This is a genomic window from Chitinophaga sp. (assembly GCF_039596455.1).
In the GTDB taxonomy this organism is placed as follows: domain Bacteria; phylum Bacteroidota; class Bacteroidia; order Chitinophagales; family Chitinophagaceae; genus Chitinophaga.
This window is the reverse complement of sequence record NZ_JBCNJR010000011.1, coordinates 110547-131778: the sequence shown is the minus strand read 5'-3', so window position 1 is coordinate 131778 and position 21232 is coordinate 110547. Positions and strand designations below refer to the sequence as shown.

Below are 21232 nucleotides of genomic sequence, written 5' to 3'. Positions count from 1 at the left end.
CGTCAAATGTAGGGCAAATTCAGCTGTTGCGTTAGCCGCGCTACCGCGCTTTCTCCAGCCGCCGCAATACCTGCCGGATGTTTACGCCTTTTCCCAGCACGGGTTTGAACAGGTCTCCTTCTTTTTTGACCCGCGCCATGCTGTTGGCAATGTTGAAGTCTTTCAGCTGCAACCCCTTCTTCACCTCCTCCCAATGCAGCGGCATGCTCACCGTGGCGCCGGGTTTGGGTCGCAGGGAGTAAGGCGCGGCCAGCGTGGCTTTGGGGCGGTTCTGCAGGTAGTCTATGTAGATCTTTCCTTTCCGGTTACGGGTAAAGCGTTCAATGCTGGTGAACTTCGGCAGGCGCTCATGTACCTGTTTGGCTATGAGCTTGCCGAACAACTGGCACTCATCGTAGGTATATTTTGCATTGAGCGGAATGTAGATGTGGATGCCGGTGGAGCCGGAGGTTTTGGGATATCCTTTTATTTTCAACTCGTCCAGCACGGCTTTTACGGTTTGGGCGGTGGTGATCACCTGCTCAAAGGTATTGCCCTTGTCAGGGTCAAGGTCAAGGCAGCACCAGTCAGGGTGGTCTGGCGTAAGCACGGTGCTGTTCCATGGGTTGATCTCAATAGCGCCCAGGTTGGCCATCCAGAGCAGGCCGGCTTCGTTTTCAGGCACCATAAAATTCTTGTGCTCACCCTCGTTGGTGGTGTAGGGCTCCTGCTTCAGCCACTCCGGCGCCGTGCCGGTTACATCTTTCTGGTAAAAACTTTTGCCCTTGATGCCGTTGGGGTAGCGGTTGAGGGATTGCGGCCGGTTGATGATATAGGGCAGGATGTACGGCGCTACCTGGTAGTAGTAATTCAGCATGTCCCGCTTCGTATAACCTTCTCCGGGCCAGTATACCTTTCCGAGGTTATTGAATGTGAGCGGGTGGCCGTTCACTTTTTTCACCTGTGTAGACTCCGTGGGGTTGAGCAGAGTTTTACGTTCTGCTTTACCGGGCTTTTGCAGCGGTATTTTGCCGGGCAGCACCTGTTCAGGCGCTACTGCTTTTTCTGCGTTCACTTCCGTCGCTTTTTTGTCGCTGCGCAGCCCTTCAAAAGACGGATGGCGCATGACCCCGTCTGCCGTTATTTCCGCATAGCTCACTTCACATACCAGGTCAGGCTTCAGCCAAACGGCCGTTGCCTTTGGCGGGTCAGGGCGGAAGCGGGATGGTTTGTTGACGTCCGGTACCGTGGTGAAGGGGCTTTTTTTGACCGTGCGGGTTTTGAAAAGCGCCATCATGGAGGCTTGCTGGTTACTGTTGAAGCCGGTGCCTATTTTACCGGTGTACTGCAGCTGCCCGTTTTCGTATACCCCCACCAGTAATGAGCTGAACGGTTTGGGGCTGTTCTCGTTCTTCGTATAACCGCCAATGACCACTTCATGCCTTCTGGCCGTTTTTATTTTCAGCCAGTTGCGGGTGCGCTCGCCGGGCAGGTAGGTGCTGTCTGCCTTCTTCGCAATAATGCCTTCCAGCCCCATCTTGCCGGCCGCTTCCAGGAACTCCGTGGCGGAGCTTTCAAAGTTTTCGCTCAGCCTGACGATGCCGGCGGGTGGCATTAGCTGCCGTAGCTGCTCCCGCCTTTCTGCAAGGGGTTTGTTAAGCAGACTGCGGCCGTTCAGGCGCAACAGGTCAAACACATAATACACCAGCTCGCCGTCTGCCTCGCTGCGCCAATTCTGGAGGGAACCGAAATGGGCAATGCCTTCGTTGTTCAGCACACAAATTTCCCCGTCTACCACCGCGTTGACTTTCCATTGTTGCAGCGCGTTGTAGACGGGGTAAAATTTGGTGTTGAAAGACTTGTTGTTGCGGGAAAGCAGCTCCACCTTGCCTTTGTTGCAATACGCCACGGCGCGGTAGCCGTCCCATTTCACTTCGTACAGCCAGCCCGGTTCATCAAAGGGTTTGTTCACCAGGGTGGCCAGCATGGGAGGAATGATCTGTGAAGCGGTAACTGCCATACGGGAGCTACAGCATAAAGCGTACCTTTTTAACAGCCGTGGCGCGGTGATAACTGTTAATGCACGGCCATGGCCATTTCTATTTCTTCCAGCGTTTTGTTGCCGGTTTCGGGCACATACCTTTTCAGTACCAGGAAATACACAAAGCAGATGCCTGCAAAGAGGAAGAATGTTTCATGCGGGCTGAGCGCGGCAATGAGCACGGGGAAGCCGTACGCCAGCGCAAAGCAGGCGGCCCACAGCGCGGCGGTTGCCACGGCCATGGCCATACCTCTTACCTTGGTAGGGAATATTTCGGAAATGAGCACCCAGGTTACCGGCGCCAGGGTAGTGGCGTAAGTGGCAATGAACGCCATTACGAAACCGGTGAGCCAGACGCCGGAGAAGAAGTTGAAGTAATAACAAAGGCCTATCACCAGCAACCAGAAAGCCATGAGCAGAGACCCGCCCTGCATCAGCTTTTTGCGGCCCCAGCGGTCTACCAGGCGCATGGCCACCAGCGTGAACACCAGGTTGGTGGCGCCGATGAGTATTTGCTGGAACAACTGGTCGTTGACGTCCATGCCGGCTTTTTCGAAGATGATAGGCGCGTAGAAGAACACGGCGTTGGCGCCGGATATCTGCTGGAATACGGCAATCACAATGCCCAGTATCACCACAAAGCGTACGCCTTTTTTCCAGAGGTCGCGGAAGCTGCCTTTTTCTGTGTTCAGCGTTTTGTCTATCTGCTGCACTTCCTGCCGTGCTTCATCCTGGCCTGATATGCGGGTGAGTACGGCCATGCCTTCTTCCCGGCGGCCTTTGGAGAAGAGCCAGCGGGGGCTTTCCGGCACAAAGAACACACAGATAAAAAAGAGGGTGGCAGGTATGGCGCCGGAAGTGAACATCCAGCGCCAGTTATCTTCCGCGCCGGCCAGCAGGTAGTTGCTGAGATAAGCCAGCAGTATGCCTATTACAATAGTGAGCTGGTTAACAGACACCATGCGGCCGCGGATGGCGGCGGGGCTAACTTCCGCAATATATAAAGGTGAAAGGATGGAGGCCCCGCCCACGGCTACGCCGGCCAGAATGCGCCAGGCAATCAGGCTTTCGTAAGAAGAGGCCCAGCCCATCATGATGCTGGACGCGGAGAAGATGAACGCGGCGGCAATCAGCGGCGGCTTGCGCCCAAAACGGTCTGTGAGCACGCCGGTTACCAGGGAGCCAATGAAGCAGCCCACGTAGAGGGAGCTGCCGGTCCAGCCCAGCTGCGCGCTGCTGAGATCGTAATACGGTTGTATAAATGGAATGGTGCCGGAAAAAACGGCAATGTCGAATCCAAAAAGCAGGCCGCCAAACGCGGCTACGAGGCTGATAAGCAGAATGTGGAACTGTTTCTTCATAACTGGCTCTAAGATAAACCGAAGCGGATGTTGGCTGTTTGGAATATTGCCTGAAATAGATGGACTTTTTTACGATGGCCTGATCTCTTTTTTATTGCGGTACTCCCGCGGAGAGAGGCCCATCAGCGAATGGAAGAGCCGTGAAAAGTAGTACTGGTCCTCTATTCCCACCGCCTGGCCTATCTCGCTCACCCTTAACGTGGTGAACTGCAGCAGCTGGCAGGCCTTCTGCATTTTCAGGTGATTGAAATATTCCATGGGGGAGAAGCCGGTCTTTTTCCGGAAAATGCTGGAAAAGTGGGAGGTGGAAAGGTTCACGGCGGCCGCTACTTCCTGCAGGCTCAGGGAGTTGGCAATGTTTTCCCGGAGGAACTCGATGGCATCTTCCGCCGGGTCTGAGCCTGCCTCCTGTTTGAGCAGGCTGAACTTGTCGGGGTACAGGAAAGAAGAGAGGAAGTAATGCAGGCTGAGGCTGCAGAACGAAAGATTGTCTATGCTGTACCCGCTTTGCAGGTGACGGTACATATTATGAAAAATACGTACCTGGTCTTCATTATACTTTACATAGTTCTGCCCCGTCTGCATCCGTTCATGCAGCATCCTGGCCAGCTGGTTGCCCATGGGCCCCTTGAAGTGCATCCAGTAAATAGACCATGGAGAATTTTCTGATGCCCAGTAACTGTGCGTGGCGCCGGAGGGTACCAGCAGGAAGTTGAACGGGTTGATGGCGTACTCTTCCCCGTTGATGGTGCAGCCGCCGCTGCCGTCTACACAATAGATAAGAATATGCTGCTCGCTGCCCTGGCGCCGCTCCCGGTAATGGAACTTTGCACGGGGGTAGTAGCCGATGTCTGTAATGAACAACGAACGCAGCAGCGGATGTTCAAGGCAGCCGGCAATGACCTTGCGCGGCAGCACAATGGCCTCCTGTCCTTCAAAACCTTCTTTCTTTTTCATTAGTGCGTGTTTGTCTTTTTCAAAGGTCTAATGGAACTTCGTTTCATCATGTTCATATTCGTCTTTTCAACTTTTCACGCCCCTAAGTTCCATAAAATAATCCATCTTTTCCAATAGTTCCTCCATTGTATGCGCCTGCGGCCGGTAATAAATTTGAACACATAATCAAGCCCGAAATATTATGGAGGTAAAAGCCTGGAAAGAAACAGTTATGTTGCCCACCTACGGTACCGGACAGCCGGAAAAGAACCCGATGTTCCTGGAGAAAAGAGTGTACCAGGGCAGCAGTGGTGTGGTGTACCCCAATCCCGTTATTGAAAAGATACTGGACGAGAAGGAAGACCGCCCTTACAATGCCGTGTTCCTCGAAAACGAGTACCTGAAAATTATGCTGCTGCCGGAACTGGGAGGCAGGGTGCATATGGCCTGGGACAAAGTGAGAGAACGCCATTTTGTGTATTACAACCAGGTGATCAAACCCGCGCTGGTGGGCCTCACCGGTCCCTGGATATCAGGCGGCATCGAGTTCAACTGGCCGCAACACCACCGTCCCAGCACCTTTGAGGCGGTAGACTGCACTATCCGCGAGAACGCGGACGGCAGTAAAACAGCCCTGATGAACGAAGTGGAGCTGATGTTCCGCACCAAAGGCCTCGTGGAGTTTACGCTCTACCCCGGCAAGGCCTACCTGGAGATCAAAGGACATCTCTACAACCGCACCGCGCTGCCGCAAACCTTTTTATGGTGGGCCAACCCCGCGGTGAAGGTGAATGACCATTACCAGTCAGTGTTCCCGCCAGATGTGCATGCCGTATTTGACCACGGCAAGCGTGACGTGTCTGATTTTCCCATTGCCATCGGCACTTACTATAAAGTAGACTACTCGCCGGGTACAGACATTTCCCGCTACAGGAACATACCCGTGCCTACATCGTACATGGCCATGCATTCAGACTACGACTTTATTGGCGGGTATGAGCATGATACCGGCGCGGGCGTGCTGCACGTGGCCAATCACCACATTTCTCCCGGTAAAAAACAATGGACCTGGGGTAACGGAGATTTCGGCAAGGCCTGGGACCGTAACCTAACAGACGAAGACGGCCCGTACATAGAGATCATGACCGGGGTGTATACAGATAACCAGCCCGATTTCTCCTGGCTGCAACCCAACGAGGAGAAACGTTTTACACAATACTTCATGCCCTATGCCAACACCGGTCTTGTCAAAAACGCTACCAAAGAGGCCATGGTGAACCTGGAAGAGGATAAAGGGCAAACGGTGATCAAAGCCTATGCCACCGCCCGTTACAACGCCGCAAAGATCATCCTGCGCTCCGGAGATAAAATTGTATTCGAAACCGTAACAGACCTGGCGCCCGAAACGCCGTTCGAAACAAAGGTGAACGTTACCGGCGCAGATCTGGTGCTGGAGGTACAGGAGGCCGGCGGCAAAACGCTGGTGCGCTACAACTCCGCCCCGCAGCAGTCAGACTTTGTGGCCAAACCGGCCACACCGGCGCCGCCGCCGCAGGAAGTGGAAAGCATTGAGCTGCTGTACCTGCATGGCCTGCATATTGAGCAATACCGCCATGCCACCTATTCCGCCAAAGATTATTACGAAGAAGCGCTGCGCCGTGATGAGGGAGATGCCCGCTGCAACAACGCCATGGGCCTCTGGTACCTGCGCCGCGGGCAGTTTGCCAAAGCCGAGCCGTATTTTAACCGCGCCATTGCCCGCGTTACCCTGCGCAACCCCAACCCGGCAGATGGGGAAGCCTATTACCACCTGGGCAATTGCCTGATGCTGACAGACCGGCTGCAGGAGGCCACCGCCGCCCTGTACAAAGCCGCCTGGAACGGCGCCTGGCAGTCTGCCGCATTCTTTATGCTGGCCCGCATCCATGCGCGGCAGCACCAATACGCAGAAGCGCTGGAACTGGCAGAACAATCGCTCCTGGGTAACTACCACGGGCACAGCGTGCGCCACCTGAAAACAGTGCTGCTGCGCAAACTGGGACAAACAGCGGCCGCAACGGAATTTGCGAAGCAATCTGTAGCCATAGACCCGTTCAACTACGGCTGCCACTTCGAACTGCAGCTGCTTGCCAACGCCGTAGCGCCGCAACCCGTCCGTGTGCATACTTATTTTGAGTACGCGCTGGATTATGCTGCCGCTGGTTTCTACACAGAAGCCGCCGCGCTGCTGGAAGTGCCTGATACCACGCACCCCATGCGCAGCTATTACCTGGGCTGGTGTTACGCCCGGCTGGGAGATGATACCAATGCTGCCGCCTGGTTCAAAAAGGCCGCAGCGGCCCCTGCAGACGGCTGTTTCCCGCACCGGCTGGAAGAGATCGGCATTTTGCAGGAAGCCCTGCGCCGCAACCCTGCTGATGCCAAAGCCTGGTATTACCTGGGTAACCTCTGGTACGACAAAAGACAATACAATGAGGCCATGGACGCCTGGGAGCGCTCCGCCGCCGCAGACAATACTTTCCCCACCGTGTTCCGCAACCTGTCACTGGCATGGTTCAACAAACGCGACAATGCCGCCAAGGCGCTGGAATGCCTGCGCAGGGCCTTTGAGCTGGACGTAACGGACGCCCGCGTATGTATGGAGCTGGACCAGCTGTACCGCATCTGCAACATTCCCCGTGAGGAAAGAGTGGCGTTGCTGGATAAATATCCGGCCCTGGTAGCCTCCCGTGACGATCTGTTCCTGGAAAGGATTGCCCTGCACAACCAGCAGGCCGCCTTTGAAACCTCCCGCCGCATGCTGGCCGGCCGCAAGTTCCATCCCTGGGAGGGTGGAGAAGGCAAGGTAGTAAGGCAGTTCATGACCTGTCACATTGGGCTGGCGCAGGATGCGCTGGTAAACGGGCAGTACAATGAAGCGCTTGACATACTGGAGCAGTGTGCAGACTACCCGGAAAACCTGGGAGAAGGCAAGCTGTACGGTGCGCAGGAAAATGACCGTCATTACCTGTTGGGACTGGCCCTGCAAGGCGCCGGGCTGCAGCAGCAGGCGCAGGAAGCCTTCAGGCTGGCCACGGAAGGCATCAGCGAACCCGTGCAGGCCATTTTCTACAATGACCCGCAGCCTGACAAGATATTCTACCAGGGCCTGGCCTGGCTGCAACTCGATGAAACAGACAAGGCCAACGCCATATTTGAACGGCTGATCAATTTCGGTAATGCCCACCTGAACGATCATATCAGGATTGATTATTTTGCCGTTTCACTGCCGGACCTGCTGGTGTTTGACCAGGAACTTGACAAGCGCAACCGGGTGCATTGCCTGTACCTGAAAGCCCTGGGCCACCTGGGGCTGGGGCAATACCCTGAAGCGAACCGCTTTTTCAATGAAGGCCTGGCGCTGGATGCCTATCACGAAGGCATTCTCTTTCACCAGCGAATGATCCCGTTTATGAAACATCAGCAAAAAACAGTATTCCCATGAAGTTGAAACAAGTCACGTTATGTTTGTCTTTATTGTTAGCACTATACATTCCGGCGGCCGCGCAATTCCTGTCCCTGCAAGGGGAATGGGAATACCGGCCTGACCCGGAGAACAAAGGCCTGCAGGAAGCCTGGTACCGCCAGGCTTTCAGCGGCCGTCTTCAGCTGCCCGGCACGCTGGATGATGCCGGCTACGGCAACCCGGTAGTGCCGCCCACCGCTAAAGACACGCTGCTCCACCTCACGCGTAAACACCGCTACGTAGGCGCGGCCTGGTACCGCAAGGAAGTAACAGTGCCCGCCGGTTACAGCGAGCTGCTGCTGGAGCGCGTGATCTGGCATACCACGGTATGGATAGACGGCAAAATGATGGGCTCGGCTGAAAGCCTTTCTACGCCGCACCGCTTCACCGGCCTTAAACCCGGCAAGCATGTAATTGTGCTGCGCATAGACAACTCACGGCGTTACGATATCAGCCACCGCCTGATGGCGCATGCCTATACAGATGAAACGCAAATTATCTGGAACGGCGCCATTGGCCGCATCGGCCTGCAAAAGCCTGCACCGCAGGTGCAGATCTACCCGGAGCCTGCGCAGAAACGGGTGCGCGTAACCGCTTCATCTTCCGCTGATCTGCGGCTGCTGCGGAACGGCAAGCTGCTGGCCGCCAAAAAGGTGAAGGCAGGGGAGAGCTACCTGCCGCTGAACAGCGAACCGGCGTATTGGGACGAGTTCAATCCCCATCTCTACACACTGGAAGTAAACGGCGCGCCGGTACAGTTCGGCATCCGCGAGATCAGTCACAAGAACGGCCTGCTTTACCTCAACGGCCGCCGCATCTTTTTGCGCGGTACGCTTGACTGTAACATATTCCCGCTCACCGGCCATCCGCCTATGACAAAAGAAGGCTGGGTCAAGGAGTTTTCCGTAGTGCGGGATTATGGCCTCAACCATGTTCGTTTCCACTCCTGGTGCCCGCCTGAAGCGGCTTTCCAGGTGGCGGACTCCATGGGCCTTTACCTGCAGGTAGAGCTGCCCCTGTGGGCGCTTAACGTGGGAGAAGATACAGCCACGCTCCGCTTCCTGAAAGAGGAAGCACAGCGCATCATGGCCAGCTACGGCAACCACCCCTCTTTCTGCCTCTGGTCTATGGGCAACGAGCTGCAGGGAGATTTCAAATGGCTGCAGCAGCTCACAGATGCCCTGAAGAAGCAGGATAACAGGCGCCTTTACGCCACCACCACCTTCACCTTCCAGAAAGGCTACGGCGGCTGGCCCCTGAAAGAAGACGACTTTTTTGTAACGCAATGGACGAATAAAGGATGGGTACGCGGACAAGGTATTTTCAATACCAAAACGCCTGACTTCCTGAAAGACTATTCCGCCCCGATAGACAGCATGCCTGTGCCCATTATATCGCATGAAATAGGGCAGTACTCCGTGTTTCCCGACATGAGCGAGATTGATAAATACACCGGCGTGCTGGACCCGCTCAACATGAAATCCGTCCGCCACCACCTGCAGCAGCGCAACCTGCTGCACCAGGCCGCAGATTTCACCAAAGCCAGCGGTAAACTGGCCGTGCTGCTGTATAAGGAAGAAATTGAAAGGGCCCTCAAAACGCCGGGCTTCAGTGGCTTCCAGCTGCTTGACCTGCAAGACTTCCCCGGCCAGGGCACCGCGCTCGTAGGCCTGCTGAACGCCTTCTGGGAAAGCAAGGGCCTGGTAACGCCGGAAGCTTTCCGCGAGTTCTGCTCCTCCGTTGTGCCGCTGCTTCGTTTCGAAAAAGCCACGTACACATCGGCCGAAACTTTTGAAGCCAAAGCGGAACTGGCCAACTTCAGCGGTAAAAATTACAGCACTGCCCAACTCCGCTGGGCCATCAGTGATGATAAGGGCAAACAGCTTGCCGCAGGCACCGGCAACATCAAACATGCCCTCAGCCATGTAACCGCCGCCACGCGCCTGAACGTGCGACTGTACCTGGAAGGCACGCCTTACACCAACCAGTGGAGCATCTGGGTGTATCCCGCCAGGGTTGATCTTGCCGCTCCCGGCATTGTGTTCACCCGCTCTGCAGACAGTGCGCTGGCCGCACTTAACGCCGGTAAAACGGTATTGCTGAACCCTGATACGGCTGCCATACAAGGCATTCCCGGCCGCTTTACGTCCGTGTTCTGGAGCCCTGTGCATTTCCCTGACCAGCCCGGTACAATGGGCCTGCTGGCAGATACGGCGCATCCCGCGCTGGCCGCGTTCCCTACAGAGTTCCATACCAACTGGCAATGGTGGGACCTGGTGATGCGCTCCAAAGCAGTAGTGTATGACGCTCTGCCCAACTGGAAGCCCGTGGTACAGGTGATAGACAATTTTGTGAAGAACCGCCGCCTGGGCATGCTGTTCGAAGCGCGTGTGGGCAAAGGCCGCCTGCTGCTGTGCACGGCAGACATCAGCGCGCAGCTGGACAAGAGAATTGTAGCCCGGCAATTGCGTTACAGCCTGCAGCAATATATGCAGTCTGCCGCGTTCAACCCGGCTGCCACTATTACCGCCAATGATTTGACGGCCCTGTTGAAAGGGAAGTAATGAAGATATTTTGATCAGTATATCCCGGGGAAAACGTGGAACTATGATAACCCGGGATATTTTCTTTTGTTTTTGACGAAGGGGCCCCTTGTGCAATATAGTGGCTGATATCTGACCTCCTTCGATTAAGAATTTGGTCCCGGTTTTAGGAAAGGCCGGCAGGAAAGTTTGCTTTTCTGGAATTTATTGTTTTATTTAAAGATTGATCATCTTATACCTGGAAGCCTGTAACTAATGGACTCTCTGCCTCGTTGTGTTTGTTAAACCGTAACTGAAGCCCAAGATCCACGAACCAGGAACATTGTATGGTAGCCAAATAAAGAGTCATCCTAGCTTGAAAGAATGTAAACCCATCCTATATCTATGGTATTAAGTGACTTACACTGCAATTGGAAGAAGAATTTGTTGCTTTGTTTAATGTTGACTTTCTGCAACTATGCAGTGAGTCAAAATAAGGATATTATTCCTCCTTCTCCGCAAACTACAGAATTTGTAAAATATATTAACTATGATGTCACACCTTACAACGGCTTACCTGAAATAAGTGTTGTGTTATACAATATCTCTCTCAAGAACCTCACAATCCCAATATCCCTTTCATATCATGCTTCGGGGATTAAATATGGTCAGGCAGATTTGAGAACCTATTTTCGTAGATAATTTAAGACATTTTTTGTGAAAAGGTTTGTTTCAATTGTTTTTAATAGTAACCTGGTTTTGAACCGGGAAGGTTATTCTGTGGGTTATAGCTACTACTCGAGAATAAAAGCGTTAAAATTTATTAAATATGCAAGAATTAACATCATAATCCAGGACCGCGATGGTGATGTTGAGATTGTAGGCCTGGATGATAGTATCTGCAATATAAATTATCCTTTTTCGATAATTACTTATACAGGCTTGCCAAAAGAAATGAGAAGGGCCGCTCTTTATGAGGTTGTTTTTAAGTCCATGAAGTATTTGTCCGTGGCAAATGATTGGGATGAAACAGAAATTGAACAAGTGAACAAATCCATTATTGAAGACGAATATGTTGTTCCCATATCATACTTCAAAAGGAAAAAGAGCCCTTTGAAAGAAAGAAGTGCGGAGTTAAACTTTACCCTAGACTTCGATTGTGCTCAATTTTTTTGGAAGTTCTTTAACAGAGATAACCGGCTTGAAAATTCCATTTTGATATACAGAAGTGTTCCTGTAGACATGCTCTATCCCATTTTTTTTGATTCATATGAGTGGGTGAATGAAGAAGAGATTGTGATCAAGGACCTATATGGAGAGATTCTTTTTATTTGCAATGCCCTAACCGGAATAGTGAAGATTGATTTCAAGCCAAAGGATAGAACTGAAGAGGAATTGAGGCTGAAACTAATCGGATTTGATTGTAATACGGATGAGTTAGAGAGACAAAAGCTGATAGGCCTGATATTCGGGTGAATTGGTTAATAAATCCAGCTTGTAGTAAGCTTACTACAACCGGAGGTTCTTAACCTTCTAGCAATATTTCTTGAAAAGTTATTATGCGTAATAGTTACCGCTCTCTCATTGTCACAAAGCCCCCTCATTTTGACGAAAATCCCCACCGGAGATCTGCCCGGCACGGTGGACATTTGTAGGGTAAAACCTACCGTTATGGACATCATCAAACATACCTTCGAAGCAGACATTCCCACCGTATTTGTACCCGCGGCCAGCTTCCCTGACGGCATCAAACCTGCCTTCAACGAGCTTTGCGGAAAGCTGAAAATGCAGGGCAGGACCTTGTATGGCGTTACGGAGCGCGTAAACGGGGAGTGGGTGTACCGCGCCTGCGCTTCAGATACGGGAAATGAGCCCGGCATGCCGCACTACAACATTCCTGCCGGTAAATACCTGGCCTATGTGCTGCCGGACTGGGAAAAGCACCTGCCCATGATAGGCCAGTACTTTGAATGGTTGCTGGACCATAAAGACGCCAAAAAAGACACCATTGCCCTGGAATATTACAAGACGATGGATGAAGTATGGCTCATGGTGCAACACAAGTAGCGCCGAACAGTGATCCGGGAGAGCGGGCATGCACGCTCTCTTTTTCTGCGGGCGTTTTACTGCTCATACTCCAGCAACTCCACCCGGTTGCCGAACGGGTCGCGGAAGAACAGCCTGGAGCGGCCGGTGATAACGGAGGAATAGGCTATTTCAATGCCTTTGCTGATGAGATATGCTTTGGCGGCCTCCAGGTCTGTTACCTCAAATGCCGGGTGCCGGCCTGATATTTTTGTATCGCCCTCTTCTTCTACCAGGTGCAGCTGAACGTCAGCAATTTCATACCAGATGGCGCCGCGGGGGTGGTTGCCGGGTATTTCCACCAGTTGGAGGGTGCTGCCGTAAAATTGTCTTGCTTCTTCTTTTTTGCCTATGGGGATCATGATGGCTACATGGTCCAGCCGCTTAAACCTTATCATTGCTTCGGTGCTGTTTAATTCACCCCGCAAATATCGGGAAAAAGGGCGTATTGAAAAGCTCAATACGCCCTTGTTGCATTACGCGTCCTTCCGGCCATGCAGCAGTCCCATGGCCACCAGCATTATGCCCACGCCCAGCCATTGCAGCGGCGTTACCTGCTCACTCAGCACCAGGTGGGAGCAGAGCACGGCCACCGGCAGCTCCGCCGTCATTACCACCGCGCTGATGCCGGCGCCTATACGGGGAATGCCCTTGGCAAAAAGCACAGGCGGCACAATGGTGCCGAAAAAGGAGAGGAACAGCGTCCATTGCAGCAAACCGCTGTTATAATGGCTGCCGTTTACCAGCAGCGGGGCGTTTACCACGAAGATGCCCAGCGTGGAGCCGGTCATGATCACCGCACTTTTCTGGAGAGGGCGCAGCTGGTTACCGGACCGGCTGTTTGCCACAACGTATACAGCGTATAAAAAAGCGGATAACAAGGCGTACAATACGCCGGGGAGAGAAATATCCCTTGCCTGCGGGTTCAGCGCGCCACCGGAGAGCACAGTGCCCGCCAGTACCAGTGCTGTTACCACCGCCTGCCGCCGCCCCGGTTTCTTTTTGAAGAGCAGCCAGTCCAGCAAAATGCCCATCCAGCTGAACTGCATCAGCAGCACAATAGCCAGTGAGGCAGGGATGTACTGTACAGACACATAATACACAAAGGTGGTCAAACCAATAAAGGCGCCTGTGAGCAGGAGGGAGGCCCAGCCGCGGGCATTCAGCGGCAGGCCGTGGCGTTTAATGCCGGCCACGCTCAGCGCCCAAAGCACGGCCATGCCCATGGCGGCCTGTGAAAAGGCAATTTCAGCGGCCGTGTAACCATCGGCGTAGGCCAGCTTTACAAATGTGGAGAGTATACCGAAGCTGCAGGCCCCGGCAAAAACCATGAAAATATATCTGGACATTGAATAATAGCGGTTGTTTGAAGATTGAACACATCAATATTTCGGCATATTGGTGCATGCAAAAACAACCAGGGTCATGAACCCGGAAAGAAGGGTGTTATTCTGCGGGATGCAGCTCGCTGGTTATTTTGCAGGCAAAACAACCGCAGGAGGAGGCGTGCTGGTGAGAAAGAGATGCATGATATCCGTTATTTAGACCCTAAATATAGGCAGAAAGCCATACACCTCCTAACAGTGTACGGCTTTTTTATATAGAGGTAGTGTTTTTTTTACTCCTGGGGAACGGCGCTTTCGTCCATATAGCCTATTTCCCACATGTGCCCGTTGATGTCAGCAAAGCTGCGCTGGTACATCCAGCCCATGTCTTGCGGTTCGTTGTTTTTGGTGGCGCCGGCGGCCAGGGCCTTGTCTACCAGCTCGTCTACCTTCTCGCGGCTGTCTATTGAGAGGAAAGTGATCACTTCCGTGCTCCTGGTGGCATCGGCCACAGGTTTGGAAGTGAAGGTCTGGAAATATTTTTCCACCAGCAGCATCACAAATATGTTCTCGTCTACGATCATGCAGGTGGCCTTCTCGTCCGTGAATTGTGCGTTAAACGTAAAACCAAGCGCTGTGAAGAATTCCACAGTTTTTTTCAGGTCTTTTACCGGGAGGTTTATGAAAATTTTTGTAGCCATGTCTTTTGTTTTTGTTGATACAAATCTAGCGTGCTTTCTTTATCGCAATACTGTGTGATAACGACAAAAGGGAGGCAAATTGCGACTTTTGTATTCCGCGTGGTGATCAATACCTTTATCTTACCAAAAACTGCTTGTATGAAGGGCCAGAATACTTTCGCACTCGCCAGAACGGCGGTAAACGGGCTGTTTGTTATAACCGTTGTAGCAACGGCGGTAGTATTTTTTACGATGACGTACCGCAGGCTGATACGGGCTGAAGAGGTGAGCGCTTTACCCCGCGCCGCATTGCATGTGAAGATGGGAAGCACGGAGCCTGCGCCGCTTGACCTGGCCTATTACCTGCGGGATGATGTGGTGATGGTACAGCGTGTTGACAGGTTTGATGTATACGCCAAAGCGCATACCGCTCTTTCTTACTATTGTTACATCATGAACGTATTGATGCTGGCCGCCTTTTTCTGGGGTGCGCTGACGTTGCGCCGTATTTTCAACACTGTTTCTCCCGGCCATAACGCCAGGCGCATCCGTTTAATAGGCTGGCTGTTCATAGGTACAGACCTGCTGAAGGTGGCGGGTTATTACATTTACATTGCATTAGCGCAGCAGTACACTGCGCTGGCCGGCACGCAGCTGGACGCGGCATTCGGCAAAGGGTTGCTGGCCGGCGTTGTTATACTGGCCATATCCCTGACCTGCGGCCACAGCGGGGCAGAAGATAAGCGCGCGCCTAAGACGCTTTCATAGCCGCGCGCAGCATTTCAACGCTTTTGCGCACACCGGTTTCCGCCGCTTCTTTCCCTTCAAACTCAATAGCGATGTAACCTTTGTAATTGACCTTGCGCAGGATGTTGATAATGCGTTTGTAGTCCAGGTCAAGCGTATACCATTCCCCGCCGCCGTAATAGGTTTTGGCCTGTACGAAATTGGCGAAGGGCGCTACTTTTTCCAGTTTGTCATACGGGTTTTCGAGGAAATTGCCGGTGTCCATCAACACCCCCAGCCAGGGAGAATCAATAGCCTGTCGGATGCGCAGCAGGCCCTCCGGCGTTGAGGTAAGCCCCCAGTGGTTTTCCAATGCCAGCAGTACGCCGCATTCCGCCGCTTTGGGCAGGCATTTTTCAATGCTGTCTATGCACCATTTAAACGCATCGTCTTCTTTATAGCCGGGTATGGGGCTTTCCACGCCACGGTTGGCCATCAGCGCGTCAAAAGATTTAATGGTGCCCCAGCGGCCGGAGTTGAGCCGTATGGCAGGGATGCCCATTTTGTAGGCCAGCTCTATGCAGCGGATGGTATGGTCTATGTCTTTTTGCCGCACGGCAGGGTCAGGGTCTACAAAATCCTGGTGAATAGAGAGTGATATCAGGCTGACCCCGTTGAGGAAAGCATGCCTTTTGAGTTTTTGAAGATAGGCATTGTCTTCACCGTCCATCTGCCGGTGCAATACGTCCACCCCTTCCACCTGCAGGCGGCTGGCTTCGTCAATCACTTTTTCAATGGGCACTTTGGGTGTTCTGAAATGCCAGTAAGAGTAGGAGGAAAGCGCCAGCCTGAAATCTGCCGGCTGCGGTTGCGGGGCTGCCGGCACTGCGGCAGGCAGGGCGCCAGGCAGGCCCAGCAAGGCGGCGCTGCCAAGGGCGTTTTTCATAAAGGAACGACGGTTCAGGCTCATAGGCTCGCGTTGTTTATTGTATATGGAAAATACGGCTTTTTTTGATGATAGGCATACATTTCCGCAAACATGTTTGTGCCTTGCCCAGCCGGGGTTTCATTGGAATATAGTTGTATCTTTACAGCGATCATACACCCTGTAATGCGTTGAGAATTTTATCATCATACGCCGCCGTCCTTGTACTTCTTTTGCTGACCCTGCGGGCTGCGGCTATACCCACCATACGTCTTACCCCGGCCCAGCCTTACCAGAAAATAGGGCACCAGGTGCGCTGGTTTGTAGACAGCAGCGCGCAGCTCAGCCTGGCGCAGGTGCAGCAGGCCGGGTACCAGTACCGTTTCCGCCAGGGCAGGGAAGAAATAGGCGCCTTTGGTCTCAATAATGGCGCTGTTTGGGCACATGGCAGCTTCTCGTCTTCCGCGCCGGGCAAAGTATATCTCCTGATAGAGTTTGCGAATGTAGACAGTATTACCTTGTACTACTATGACGGTCCTGAGCTGAAAACCATTACTTCCGGCAGCCGCCTGCGTGACAAACATAAAGTATGGGACCTGCCCGGCTTCAATTTTGAACTGCCGGCGCTGGGAGACCGGCAACAGGAGTTCTGGCTGCGTATGCGCACCGGCAACGCGGTGATACTGCCGATTACGCTGGCTGCGGAAAAAGGAGTGCCGGCGGCTTTGTGTGGCATGTACGTGGTGGAGCTGGTGTACTTCGGCATTGTGATAGCCCTGTTCTTTTACAATTTCTCGTTATTCTGGTGGATCAGGGAGCGCAACTACGCCTTGTACCTGGGGTACCTTTTCTTCCTGGCCTCATTTGTATTGTTGTACCTGCGTGGGTTTCACGTTGTATTGCCGGATGCGCTCTCTGCTTTCGTGAATATGTACGGCATGAGCTTTGTGGCGGTCAGCTACCTGTTTGCCATCCCGTTTTCCATTTCGTTCCTCCATGGCCGCCAGCATGCGCCCCGCTTGTGCAAGGCGCTACAGGCCTTCAATATAGTAGCGTTGGCGGCCATTGCCTTCAACATAGCCGGCCTCAGGCATGTAACCATTGTGCTGGAGGAAGTGATCAGCATTGTAGTGCCCGTACTCTTCGTATGGCTGGCTGTGACCGTCAGGCGTAAAGGGTATGAACCGGCGCTCTATTTCCTGGTGGCCTGGGCGTTGCTGCTGTGTTCCATTGTTCTATTTACCATCGTTAACATGGGCCTGCTGCCGCTAAAAAACTGGTACTTCCATATTTTGCCGGTAGGGTCTGCATGCGAAGTGGTGTTACTGTCACTGGCGCTGGGCCACCGGTATGCGGTGCTCAAAAAGGAGAAGATCGAGCTGCATGAGAAGCAGATGCAGTTTGTGAATGAGCAGAACGCGTTGCTGGAACGGAAAGTGGCAGAGCGCACGCAAGACCTGAAAGAGAGCAACCAGGTAAAAGACAAGCTGCTGGGCATTATTTCTCACGATCTGCGGACGCCGCTGAACAACCTCTCCGGCCTGCTGGAGCTGTCTGAGCAAAAGGCGCTTTCTGCCGGGGAAATACAGCATTTTTCGCAAACCGTGCGCCACAACATCAAGTACATTGCGGGTACCATACAGAACGTGCTGAACTGGTCTCTCACCCAAATGGAGCGGATAGAGACCAAACCGCGCAAGGTGCCGCTTTCGCCGCTGGTATACCAGGTGATAGATACCTATCGTTTTGCGGCAGACCAGAAAGCTATCTTATTGCGGAAGATAGTACCCGAAGACATAACGGTTACCGCAGATTACCACCAGCTGGAGCTGGTTTTCCGCAACCTGGTAGACAATGCTATCAAATTCACCCCGCAGGGCGGCATTATTACTATTGGCTGCCGGCCGCGGGATGAACGGATAGAGGTATTTGTAGCAGACACCGGCAAGGGCATGACGGAAGAGCAGGCGCAACGCCTGCTGCGTGGCGGCAGCCTGTATACCACTGAGGGTACGGACGAAGAAAGAGGTACCGGCCTGGGGCTGCAGCTATGCAAAGAGTTTATAGCAAACAACGGCGGCGTGCTGCAGATCAAAAGCGAACCGGGGAAGGGCACGGAGTTCTATTTCAGCCTTCCGCGCGGGCAATAGCTAAGACTGTTCAGACAGCTCTTTCACAATGGCCAGCGCCTTCGGGAACATGTCGCTGAAAATGCCGCTATGATCTTCCGTAACGTCCAGGTCTACCTTCAATTCTGTTTGCCCGTTCACTGTGCTCAGCGTATAGTTTTCTTCCGCACCAGCCCAGGCTTTTACTTCAGGGCTTTCCGTGTCTTTAACACCGTTGATGATATTGCCATGGTGCTTGAAAGACAGATATTCAGGCTCCCGCTTTACAGCAATGGAAGATAACATGCCGTTGCCTTCCCCGTCCAGGAATTTCACTTCGCTGCCTTCCTGCCAGTCCGTTTCCACGGCACTGCCTTCATTGAACGGTTTGGTCCATTTCGGGTAGCTGGTCTCGCCCCAGAGTATATCCCATACTTTTTCACGGGGGGCGTTGATGGTAGTGTTGAAATGCAACTTTTTCATGGTGCGTTGATTTGTTCTTCACAAAGATGAAGATCTTTCCATTTCCTGATGCGGTGTAAATACGACAAAATAAGGGCAGATCGGGCCAGTTGCGGCAGATGTTGTAAATTTGCATGAAACGGAATCTTATGGCCACATTTTCGGAAACCATCAACAGCAATAAACCCGTGCTGGTTGATTTTTTTGCCACCTGGTGCGGCCCCTGCAAGATGATGGAGCCTATCCTGAAAAACCTGAAAGACCAGGTGGGAGATGATGCTACCATTATCAAAATTGACGTGGACAAGAACCCCGCCGCCGCGGCTGCATACCAGGTGCAGGGCGTACCCACGCTGATATTGTTCAAGGAGGGAAAGATACTATGGCGCCAGGCCGGCGTGGTGCAGGCCAAACAACTGGAACAACTGATCAAACAGCACACATAACATGGATATTGAACTGGTGAGAATAACCCCGGCAGACGTAGCGGTGCTGCAACAACTGGCGCTGCAAACATTTTCAGACGCATTTTCAGAAGCCAACACTGCAGCCAACATGCAGTCGTATGCCAGCGAAGCATTTTCAACCACCCGCCTGACGCAGGAGCTGAATAACCCCGGTTCCCTGTTTTTCTTTGCCGAAACCGGCGGCAGGCCGGCAGGTTACCTCAAGCTGAATTTCGGGGCGGCGCAAACAGACCTGCAAGACCATAAAGGCCTGGAAATTGAGCGCATCTATGTATTGCAGGAATTTCACGGCCAGCAGGTAGGGCAGGCCCTTCTGAACAAAGCCCTGGAGATAGCCGCCCGGAACGGTTCGGAATACATCTGGCTGGGCGTATGGGAAAAGAATCCCCGCGCCATCCGGTTCTATGAGAAAAACGGTTTTGTTCCATTCGGCACGCACCTCTTCAGGCTGGGAGACGATGAGCAGACGGACGTGCTGATGAAGCGGGTGTTGTAGCGGGCGGACTTCTATCAATTCCCCGTTCTTTCCAGTGATTTTAATCTTTTTTCCATTTCCAGCAACTGTTGTTGCTGCGCCTGGATGGTTTTATGCTGATCTATCAGGTACAGTGTAAGCTCTTCTATTTTCTGCAGGAGCTTTGCCTGGTTGTCTCCCAGGTCAAGCCCCTGTGTTTGTACGTCGGCGGCGGAGGGGATGTTGGGGAGGTGTTTGTTGGTTTTGACAAAGGCTTCTACATGTGCCAGGGGAGGCAGGCGGTAACCGGGGGCAAATACGAAATCAGGCCAGTTGTTGATGTCAAGGGAAACTTTGACCTTATGCGCAATGATGCCGCCGTTTACGGAGAGTTTGGCGGCAGGTGACAGGGTGCCAATGCCCACATTACCGCCGTCAGGATTGATGATCAGCGGGGTATTGGCGCCAACGCCTTCACCTATTTGTATTTTGGTTTCCCATTGCGGTGCTTCGGTTGCGCCGATCTGGAACTGAACGGTACCGCTATATGCATCCCGGAATATTCTGAAACCGTAAGTTCCGTTGGTCCGGCTGAGGGTAAGGGCATGATTTTCATCAGAACTGAGGTGGAGCTGGCTGGCGGGATTGCTGGTACCGATACCCGTGCGGCCATCCTGCATGATGTACATCAACGTCTTTTGCATATGGGAATTGAAGAACTCCCAGCCTCCGCTCCCGAGAATGCTCTCGCAATCAAACCGCAGTATTCTGGATGCTACGGGAGAGGGCCGCAAAAAGTGGGAGAAGGCCGAGTAGCCTGCAGAAGCGTCCACGCCAATGTTAAGCCCATTTGCATTCTGTATCTTGATACCGTGGGTGGTAGTGTTGCCAATGTTTGTTACATCATCCAGGTCCTGGGCAAAGGTGGCAACAGACAGAAACATACATATTAACACACAGGATGAAAGTTTCGTTTTCATAGCAAGGGATTTTTCTTAAAGATAAGATATTCCAAAATCCCGTTTAATTCACTATTTTACTTGCATGAAAAACACGAACAGACGAAAATTCCTCCGCTCCGCCGCCGCGCTCGCCGGCGCCGGTACGCTGGCTTCGGCCATGCCCCTTTCCGCCGCCCAAAAGAAATACCCCGTGGCGCACCATGTCTTTTTCTGGCTGAAGAACCCTGATTCAAAGGAAGACCGGGACAAACTGATAGCAGGAGTTAAAAGCCTGGCCAAAATTGAAACAGTGAAAGATCTCCGTGTAGGCATCGTAGCCCGTACAGAGAAAAGAGACGTGGTAGACAACAGCTGGGCCGTGTCCGAGCTGATCTTTTTTAATGACCTGGCAGGGGAGGAGGCTTACCAGGTACACCCCATTCACCAGGAGTTCATCAAAAACTGCAGCCACCTCTGGAGCAAGGTAGTGGTATATGATGCCGTGGAAATTTGACTATCCTGAAATACATATTTGGAATTAACAGAAAATGATGTAAATTTACCCTGTTGTAACACGTTATCAACAAAACTGAAAGAAATCTACTTCGAGTACCACCTGACATCAATCGCTTCTTATCAATCATTTTATTCATGCAGAAGGCCCGCAGTGGCGGTAGCGTAATCCGCTACGGTAGCTGATTGTGATGCTTTTTTG

The 21232-nt window shown here is 52.7% G+C and carries 18 protein-coding genes; 9 read left to right on the top strand and 9 right to left on the bottom strand.

Annotated features, from left to right (window positions below):
- Window positions 1-40 precede the first annotated feature (40 nt).
- From ligD to ABDW36_RS24520, 3 genes are read right to left on the bottom strand one after another with little or no spacing between them, the layout of a single operon-like run.
- Window positions 41-1999, bottom strand: coding sequence for a DNA ligase D (ligD, locus tag ABDW36_RS24530; protein WP_343704584.1), 1959 nt, complete (start codon window positions 1997-1999; stop codon window positions 41-43).
- Between the two features lie 56 nt (window positions 2000-2055).
- Complete coding sequence (locus ABDW36_RS24525; protein ID WP_343704597.1) at window positions 2056-3396, bottom strand: sugar porter family MFS transporter; 1341 nt, start codon at window positions 3394-3396, stop codon at window positions 2056-2058.
- A gap of 54 nt (window positions 3397-3450) precedes the next feature.
- Window positions 3451-4338 carry an AraC family transcriptional regulator gene (locus ABDW36_RS24520; protein WP_343704583.1) on the bottom strand — a complete coding sequence of 296 codons (888 nt, stop codon included), beginning with the start codon at window positions 4336-4338 and terminating at the stop codon, window positions 3451-3453.
- Window positions 4339-4519: 181 nt separating this feature from the next.
- Between ABDW36_RS24520 and ABDW36_RS24515 the strand changes: the two genes are divergently transcribed.
- From ABDW36_RS24515 to ABDW36_RS24500, 4 genes are all read left to right on the top strand, one after another.
- Window positions 4520-7801 carry a DUF5107 domain-containing protein gene (locus tag ABDW36_RS24515; RefSeq protein ID WP_343704582.1) on the top strand — a complete coding sequence of 1094 codons (3282 nt, stop codon included), beginning with the start codon at window positions 4520-4522 and terminating at the stop codon, window positions 7799-7801.
- Window positions 7798-10386 (top strand): glycoside hydrolase family 2 TIM barrel-domain containing protein, encoded by a 2589-nt coding sequence (locus ABDW36_RS24510; RefSeq protein ID WP_343704581.1) that lies wholly within the window; start codon window positions 7798-7800, stop codon window positions 10384-10386. The genes ABDW36_RS24515 and ABDW36_RS24510 overlap by 4 nt, the downstream gene beginning before the upstream one ends.
- A 675-nt stretch (window positions 10387-11061) precedes the next feature.
- Window positions 11062-11820 carry a hypothetical protein gene (locus ABDW36_RS24505; protein ID WP_343704580.1) on the top strand — a complete coding sequence of 253 codons (759 nt, stop codon included), beginning with the start codon at window positions 11062-11064 and terminating at the stop codon, window positions 11818-11820.
- 195 nt (window positions 11821-12015) lie between these two features.
- Window positions 12016-12411 carry a hypothetical protein gene (locus tag ABDW36_RS24500; protein WP_343704579.1) on the top strand — a complete coding sequence of 132 codons (396 nt, stop codon included), beginning with the start codon at window positions 12016-12018 and terminating at the stop codon, window positions 12409-12411.
- A 56-nt stretch (window positions 12412-12467) separates the two neighbouring features.
- Here the strand turns inward: ABDW36_RS24500 and ABDW36_RS24495 are convergent, their stop codons facing one another.
- The 3 genes from ABDW36_RS24495 to ABDW36_RS24485 all read right to left on the bottom strand — a co-directional run bounded on the left by ABDW36_RS24495 (window position 12468) and on the right by ABDW36_RS24485 (window position 14455).
- Window positions 12468-12827 (bottom strand): VOC family protein, encoded by a 360-nt coding sequence (locus tag ABDW36_RS24495; protein WP_343704578.1) that lies wholly within the window; start codon window positions 12825-12827, stop codon window positions 12468-12470.
- 78 nt (window positions 12828-12905) lie between these two features.
- Window positions 12906-13778: a DMT family transporter gene (locus tag ABDW36_RS24490; protein ID WP_343704577.1), complete on the bottom strand. Its 873-nt coding sequence runs from the start codon at window positions 13776-13778 to the stop codon at window positions 12906-12908.
- A 269-nt stretch (window positions 13779-14047) separates the two neighbouring features.
- A complete protein-coding gene (locus tag ABDW36_RS24485; protein ID WP_343704576.1) occupies window positions 14048-14455 on the bottom strand; it encodes a VOC family protein in 408 nt (135 codons plus the stop codon).
- A 138-nt stretch (window positions 14456-14593) separates the two neighbouring features.
- On the opposite strand from ABDW36_RS24485, the gene ABDW36_RS24480 reads away from it, so the two are divergent.
- The gene (locus ABDW36_RS24480) at window positions 14594-15202 is read left to right on the top strand and encodes a hypothetical protein (RefSeq protein WP_343704575.1); all 609 of its coding nucleotides are present in this window, start codon (window positions 14594-14596) and stop codon (window positions 15200-15202) included.
- Here ABDW36_RS24480 and ABDW36_RS24475 read toward each other — a convergent pair.
- Entirely contained in the window at window positions 15186-16130 is a 945-nt protein-coding gene (locus ABDW36_RS24475; RefSeq protein WP_343704574.1) for a sugar phosphate isomerase/epimerase family protein, read from the bottom strand. The genes ABDW36_RS24480 and ABDW36_RS24475 overlap by 17 nt on opposite strands.
- Window positions 16131-16276: 146 nt before the next feature.
- Between ABDW36_RS24475 and ABDW36_RS24470 the strand changes: the two genes are divergently transcribed.
- The gene (locus ABDW36_RS24470) at window positions 16277-18235 is read left to right on the top strand and encodes a sensor histidine kinase (protein WP_343704573.1); all 1959 of its coding nucleotides are present in this window, start codon (window positions 16277-16279) and stop codon (window positions 18233-18235) included.
- On the opposite strand, the gene ABDW36_RS24465 is transcribed toward ABDW36_RS24470, so the two are convergent.
- Entirely contained in the window at window positions 18236-18676 is a 441-nt protein-coding gene (locus ABDW36_RS24465) for an SRPBCC domain-containing protein (RefSeq protein ID WP_343704572.1), read from the bottom strand.
- 128 nt (window positions 18677-18804) lie between these two features.
- Between ABDW36_RS24465 and trxA the strand changes: the two genes are divergently transcribed.
- Window positions 18805-19101 carry a thioredoxin gene (gene trxA / locus ABDW36_RS24460; protein ID WP_343704571.1) on the top strand — a complete coding sequence of 99 codons (297 nt, stop codon included), beginning with the start codon at window positions 18805-18807 and terminating at the stop codon, window positions 19099-19101.
- A 1-nt stretch (window position 19102) separates the two neighbouring features.
- Window positions 19103-19618, top strand: a complete 516-nt coding sequence (locus ABDW36_RS24455; protein WP_343704570.1) for a GNAT family N-acetyltransferase — start codon at window positions 19103-19105, stop codon at window positions 19616-19618.
- A gap of 14 nt (window positions 19619-19632) precedes the next feature.
- Here ABDW36_RS24455 and ABDW36_RS24450 read toward each other — a convergent pair whose 3' ends face one another.
- On the bottom strand, window positions 19633-20520 hold the full coding sequence (locus tag ABDW36_RS24450; RefSeq protein WP_343704569.1) for a hypothetical protein: 888 nt from the start codon (window positions 20518-20520) through the stop codon (window positions 19633-19635).
- A gap of 100 nt (window positions 20521-20620) precedes the next feature.
- Here ABDW36_RS24450 and ABDW36_RS24445 point away from each other — a divergent pair, with 100 nt between their 5' ends.
- On the top strand, window positions 20621-21031 hold the full coding sequence (locus ABDW36_RS24445; RefSeq protein ID WP_343704568.1) for a Dabb family protein: 411 nt from the start codon (window positions 20621-20623) through the stop codon (window positions 21029-21031).
- Window positions 21032-21232: the final 201 nt, after the last annotated feature.

What these genes read in the sequence shown, in the direction of transcription:
- ABDW36_RS24480 (WP_343704575.1), top strand. Translation starts at nt 14,594, where the DNA reads ATGAAGGGCCAGAATACTTTCGCACTCGCCAGAACGGCGGTAAACGGG.
- ABDW36_RS24445 (WP_343704568.1), top strand. Translation starts at nt 20,621, where the DNA reads ATGAAAAACACGAACAGACGAAAATTCCTCCGCTCCGCCGCCGCGCTC.
- ABDW36_RS24465 (WP_343704572.1), bottom strand. Translation starts at nt 18,676, where the DNA reads ATGAAAAAGTTGCATTTCAACACTACCATCAACGCCCCCCGTGAAAAA.
- trxA (WP_343704571.1), top strand. Translation starts at nt 18,805, where the DNA reads ATGGCCACATTTTCGGAAACCATCAACAGCAATAAACCCGTGCTGGTT.
- ABDW36_RS24485 (WP_343704576.1), bottom strand. Translation starts at nt 14,455, where the DNA reads ATGGCTACAAAAATTTTCATAAACCTCCCGGTAAAAGACCTGAAAAAA.
- ligD (WP_343704584.1), bottom strand. Translation starts at nt 1,999, where the DNA reads ATGGCAGTTACCGCTTCACAGATCATTCCTCCCATGCTGGCCACCCTG.
- ABDW36_RS24500 (WP_343704579.1), top strand. Translation starts at nt 12,016, where the DNA reads ATGGACATCATCAAACATACCTTCGAAGCAGACATTCCCACCGTATTT.
- ABDW36_RS24515 (WP_343704582.1), top strand. Translation starts at nt 4,520, where the DNA reads ATGGAGGTAAAAGCCTGGAAAGAAACAGTTATGTTGCCCACCTACGGT.
- ABDW36_RS24450 (WP_343704569.1), bottom strand. Translation starts at nt 20,520, where the DNA reads ATGTTTCTGTCTGTTGCCACCTTTGCCCAGGACCTGGATGATGTAACA.
- ABDW36_RS24510 (WP_343704581.1), top strand. Translation starts at nt 7,798, where the DNA reads ATGAAGTTGAAACAAGTCACGTTATGTTTGTCTTTATTGTTAGCACTA.
- ABDW36_RS24495 (WP_343704578.1), bottom strand. Translation starts at nt 12,827, where the DNA reads ATGATAAGGTTTAAGCGGCTGGACCATGTAGCCATCATGATCCCCATA.
- ABDW36_RS24455 (WP_343704570.1), top strand. Translation starts at nt 19,103, where the DNA reads ATGGATATTGAACTGGTGAGAATAACCCCGGCAGACGTAGCGGTGCTG.
- ABDW36_RS24475 (WP_343704574.1), bottom strand. Translation starts at nt 16,130, where the DNA reads ATGAGCCTGAACCGTCGTTCCTTTATGAAAAACGCCCTTGGCAGCGCC.
- ABDW36_RS24490 (WP_343704577.1), bottom strand. Translation starts at nt 13,778, where the DNA reads ATGTCCAGATATATTTTCATGGTTTTTGCCGGGGCCTGCAGCTTCGGT.
- ABDW36_RS24520 (WP_343704583.1), bottom strand. Translation starts at nt 4,338, where the DNA reads ATGAAAAAGAAAGAAGGTTTTGAAGGACAGGAGGCCATTGTGCTGCCG.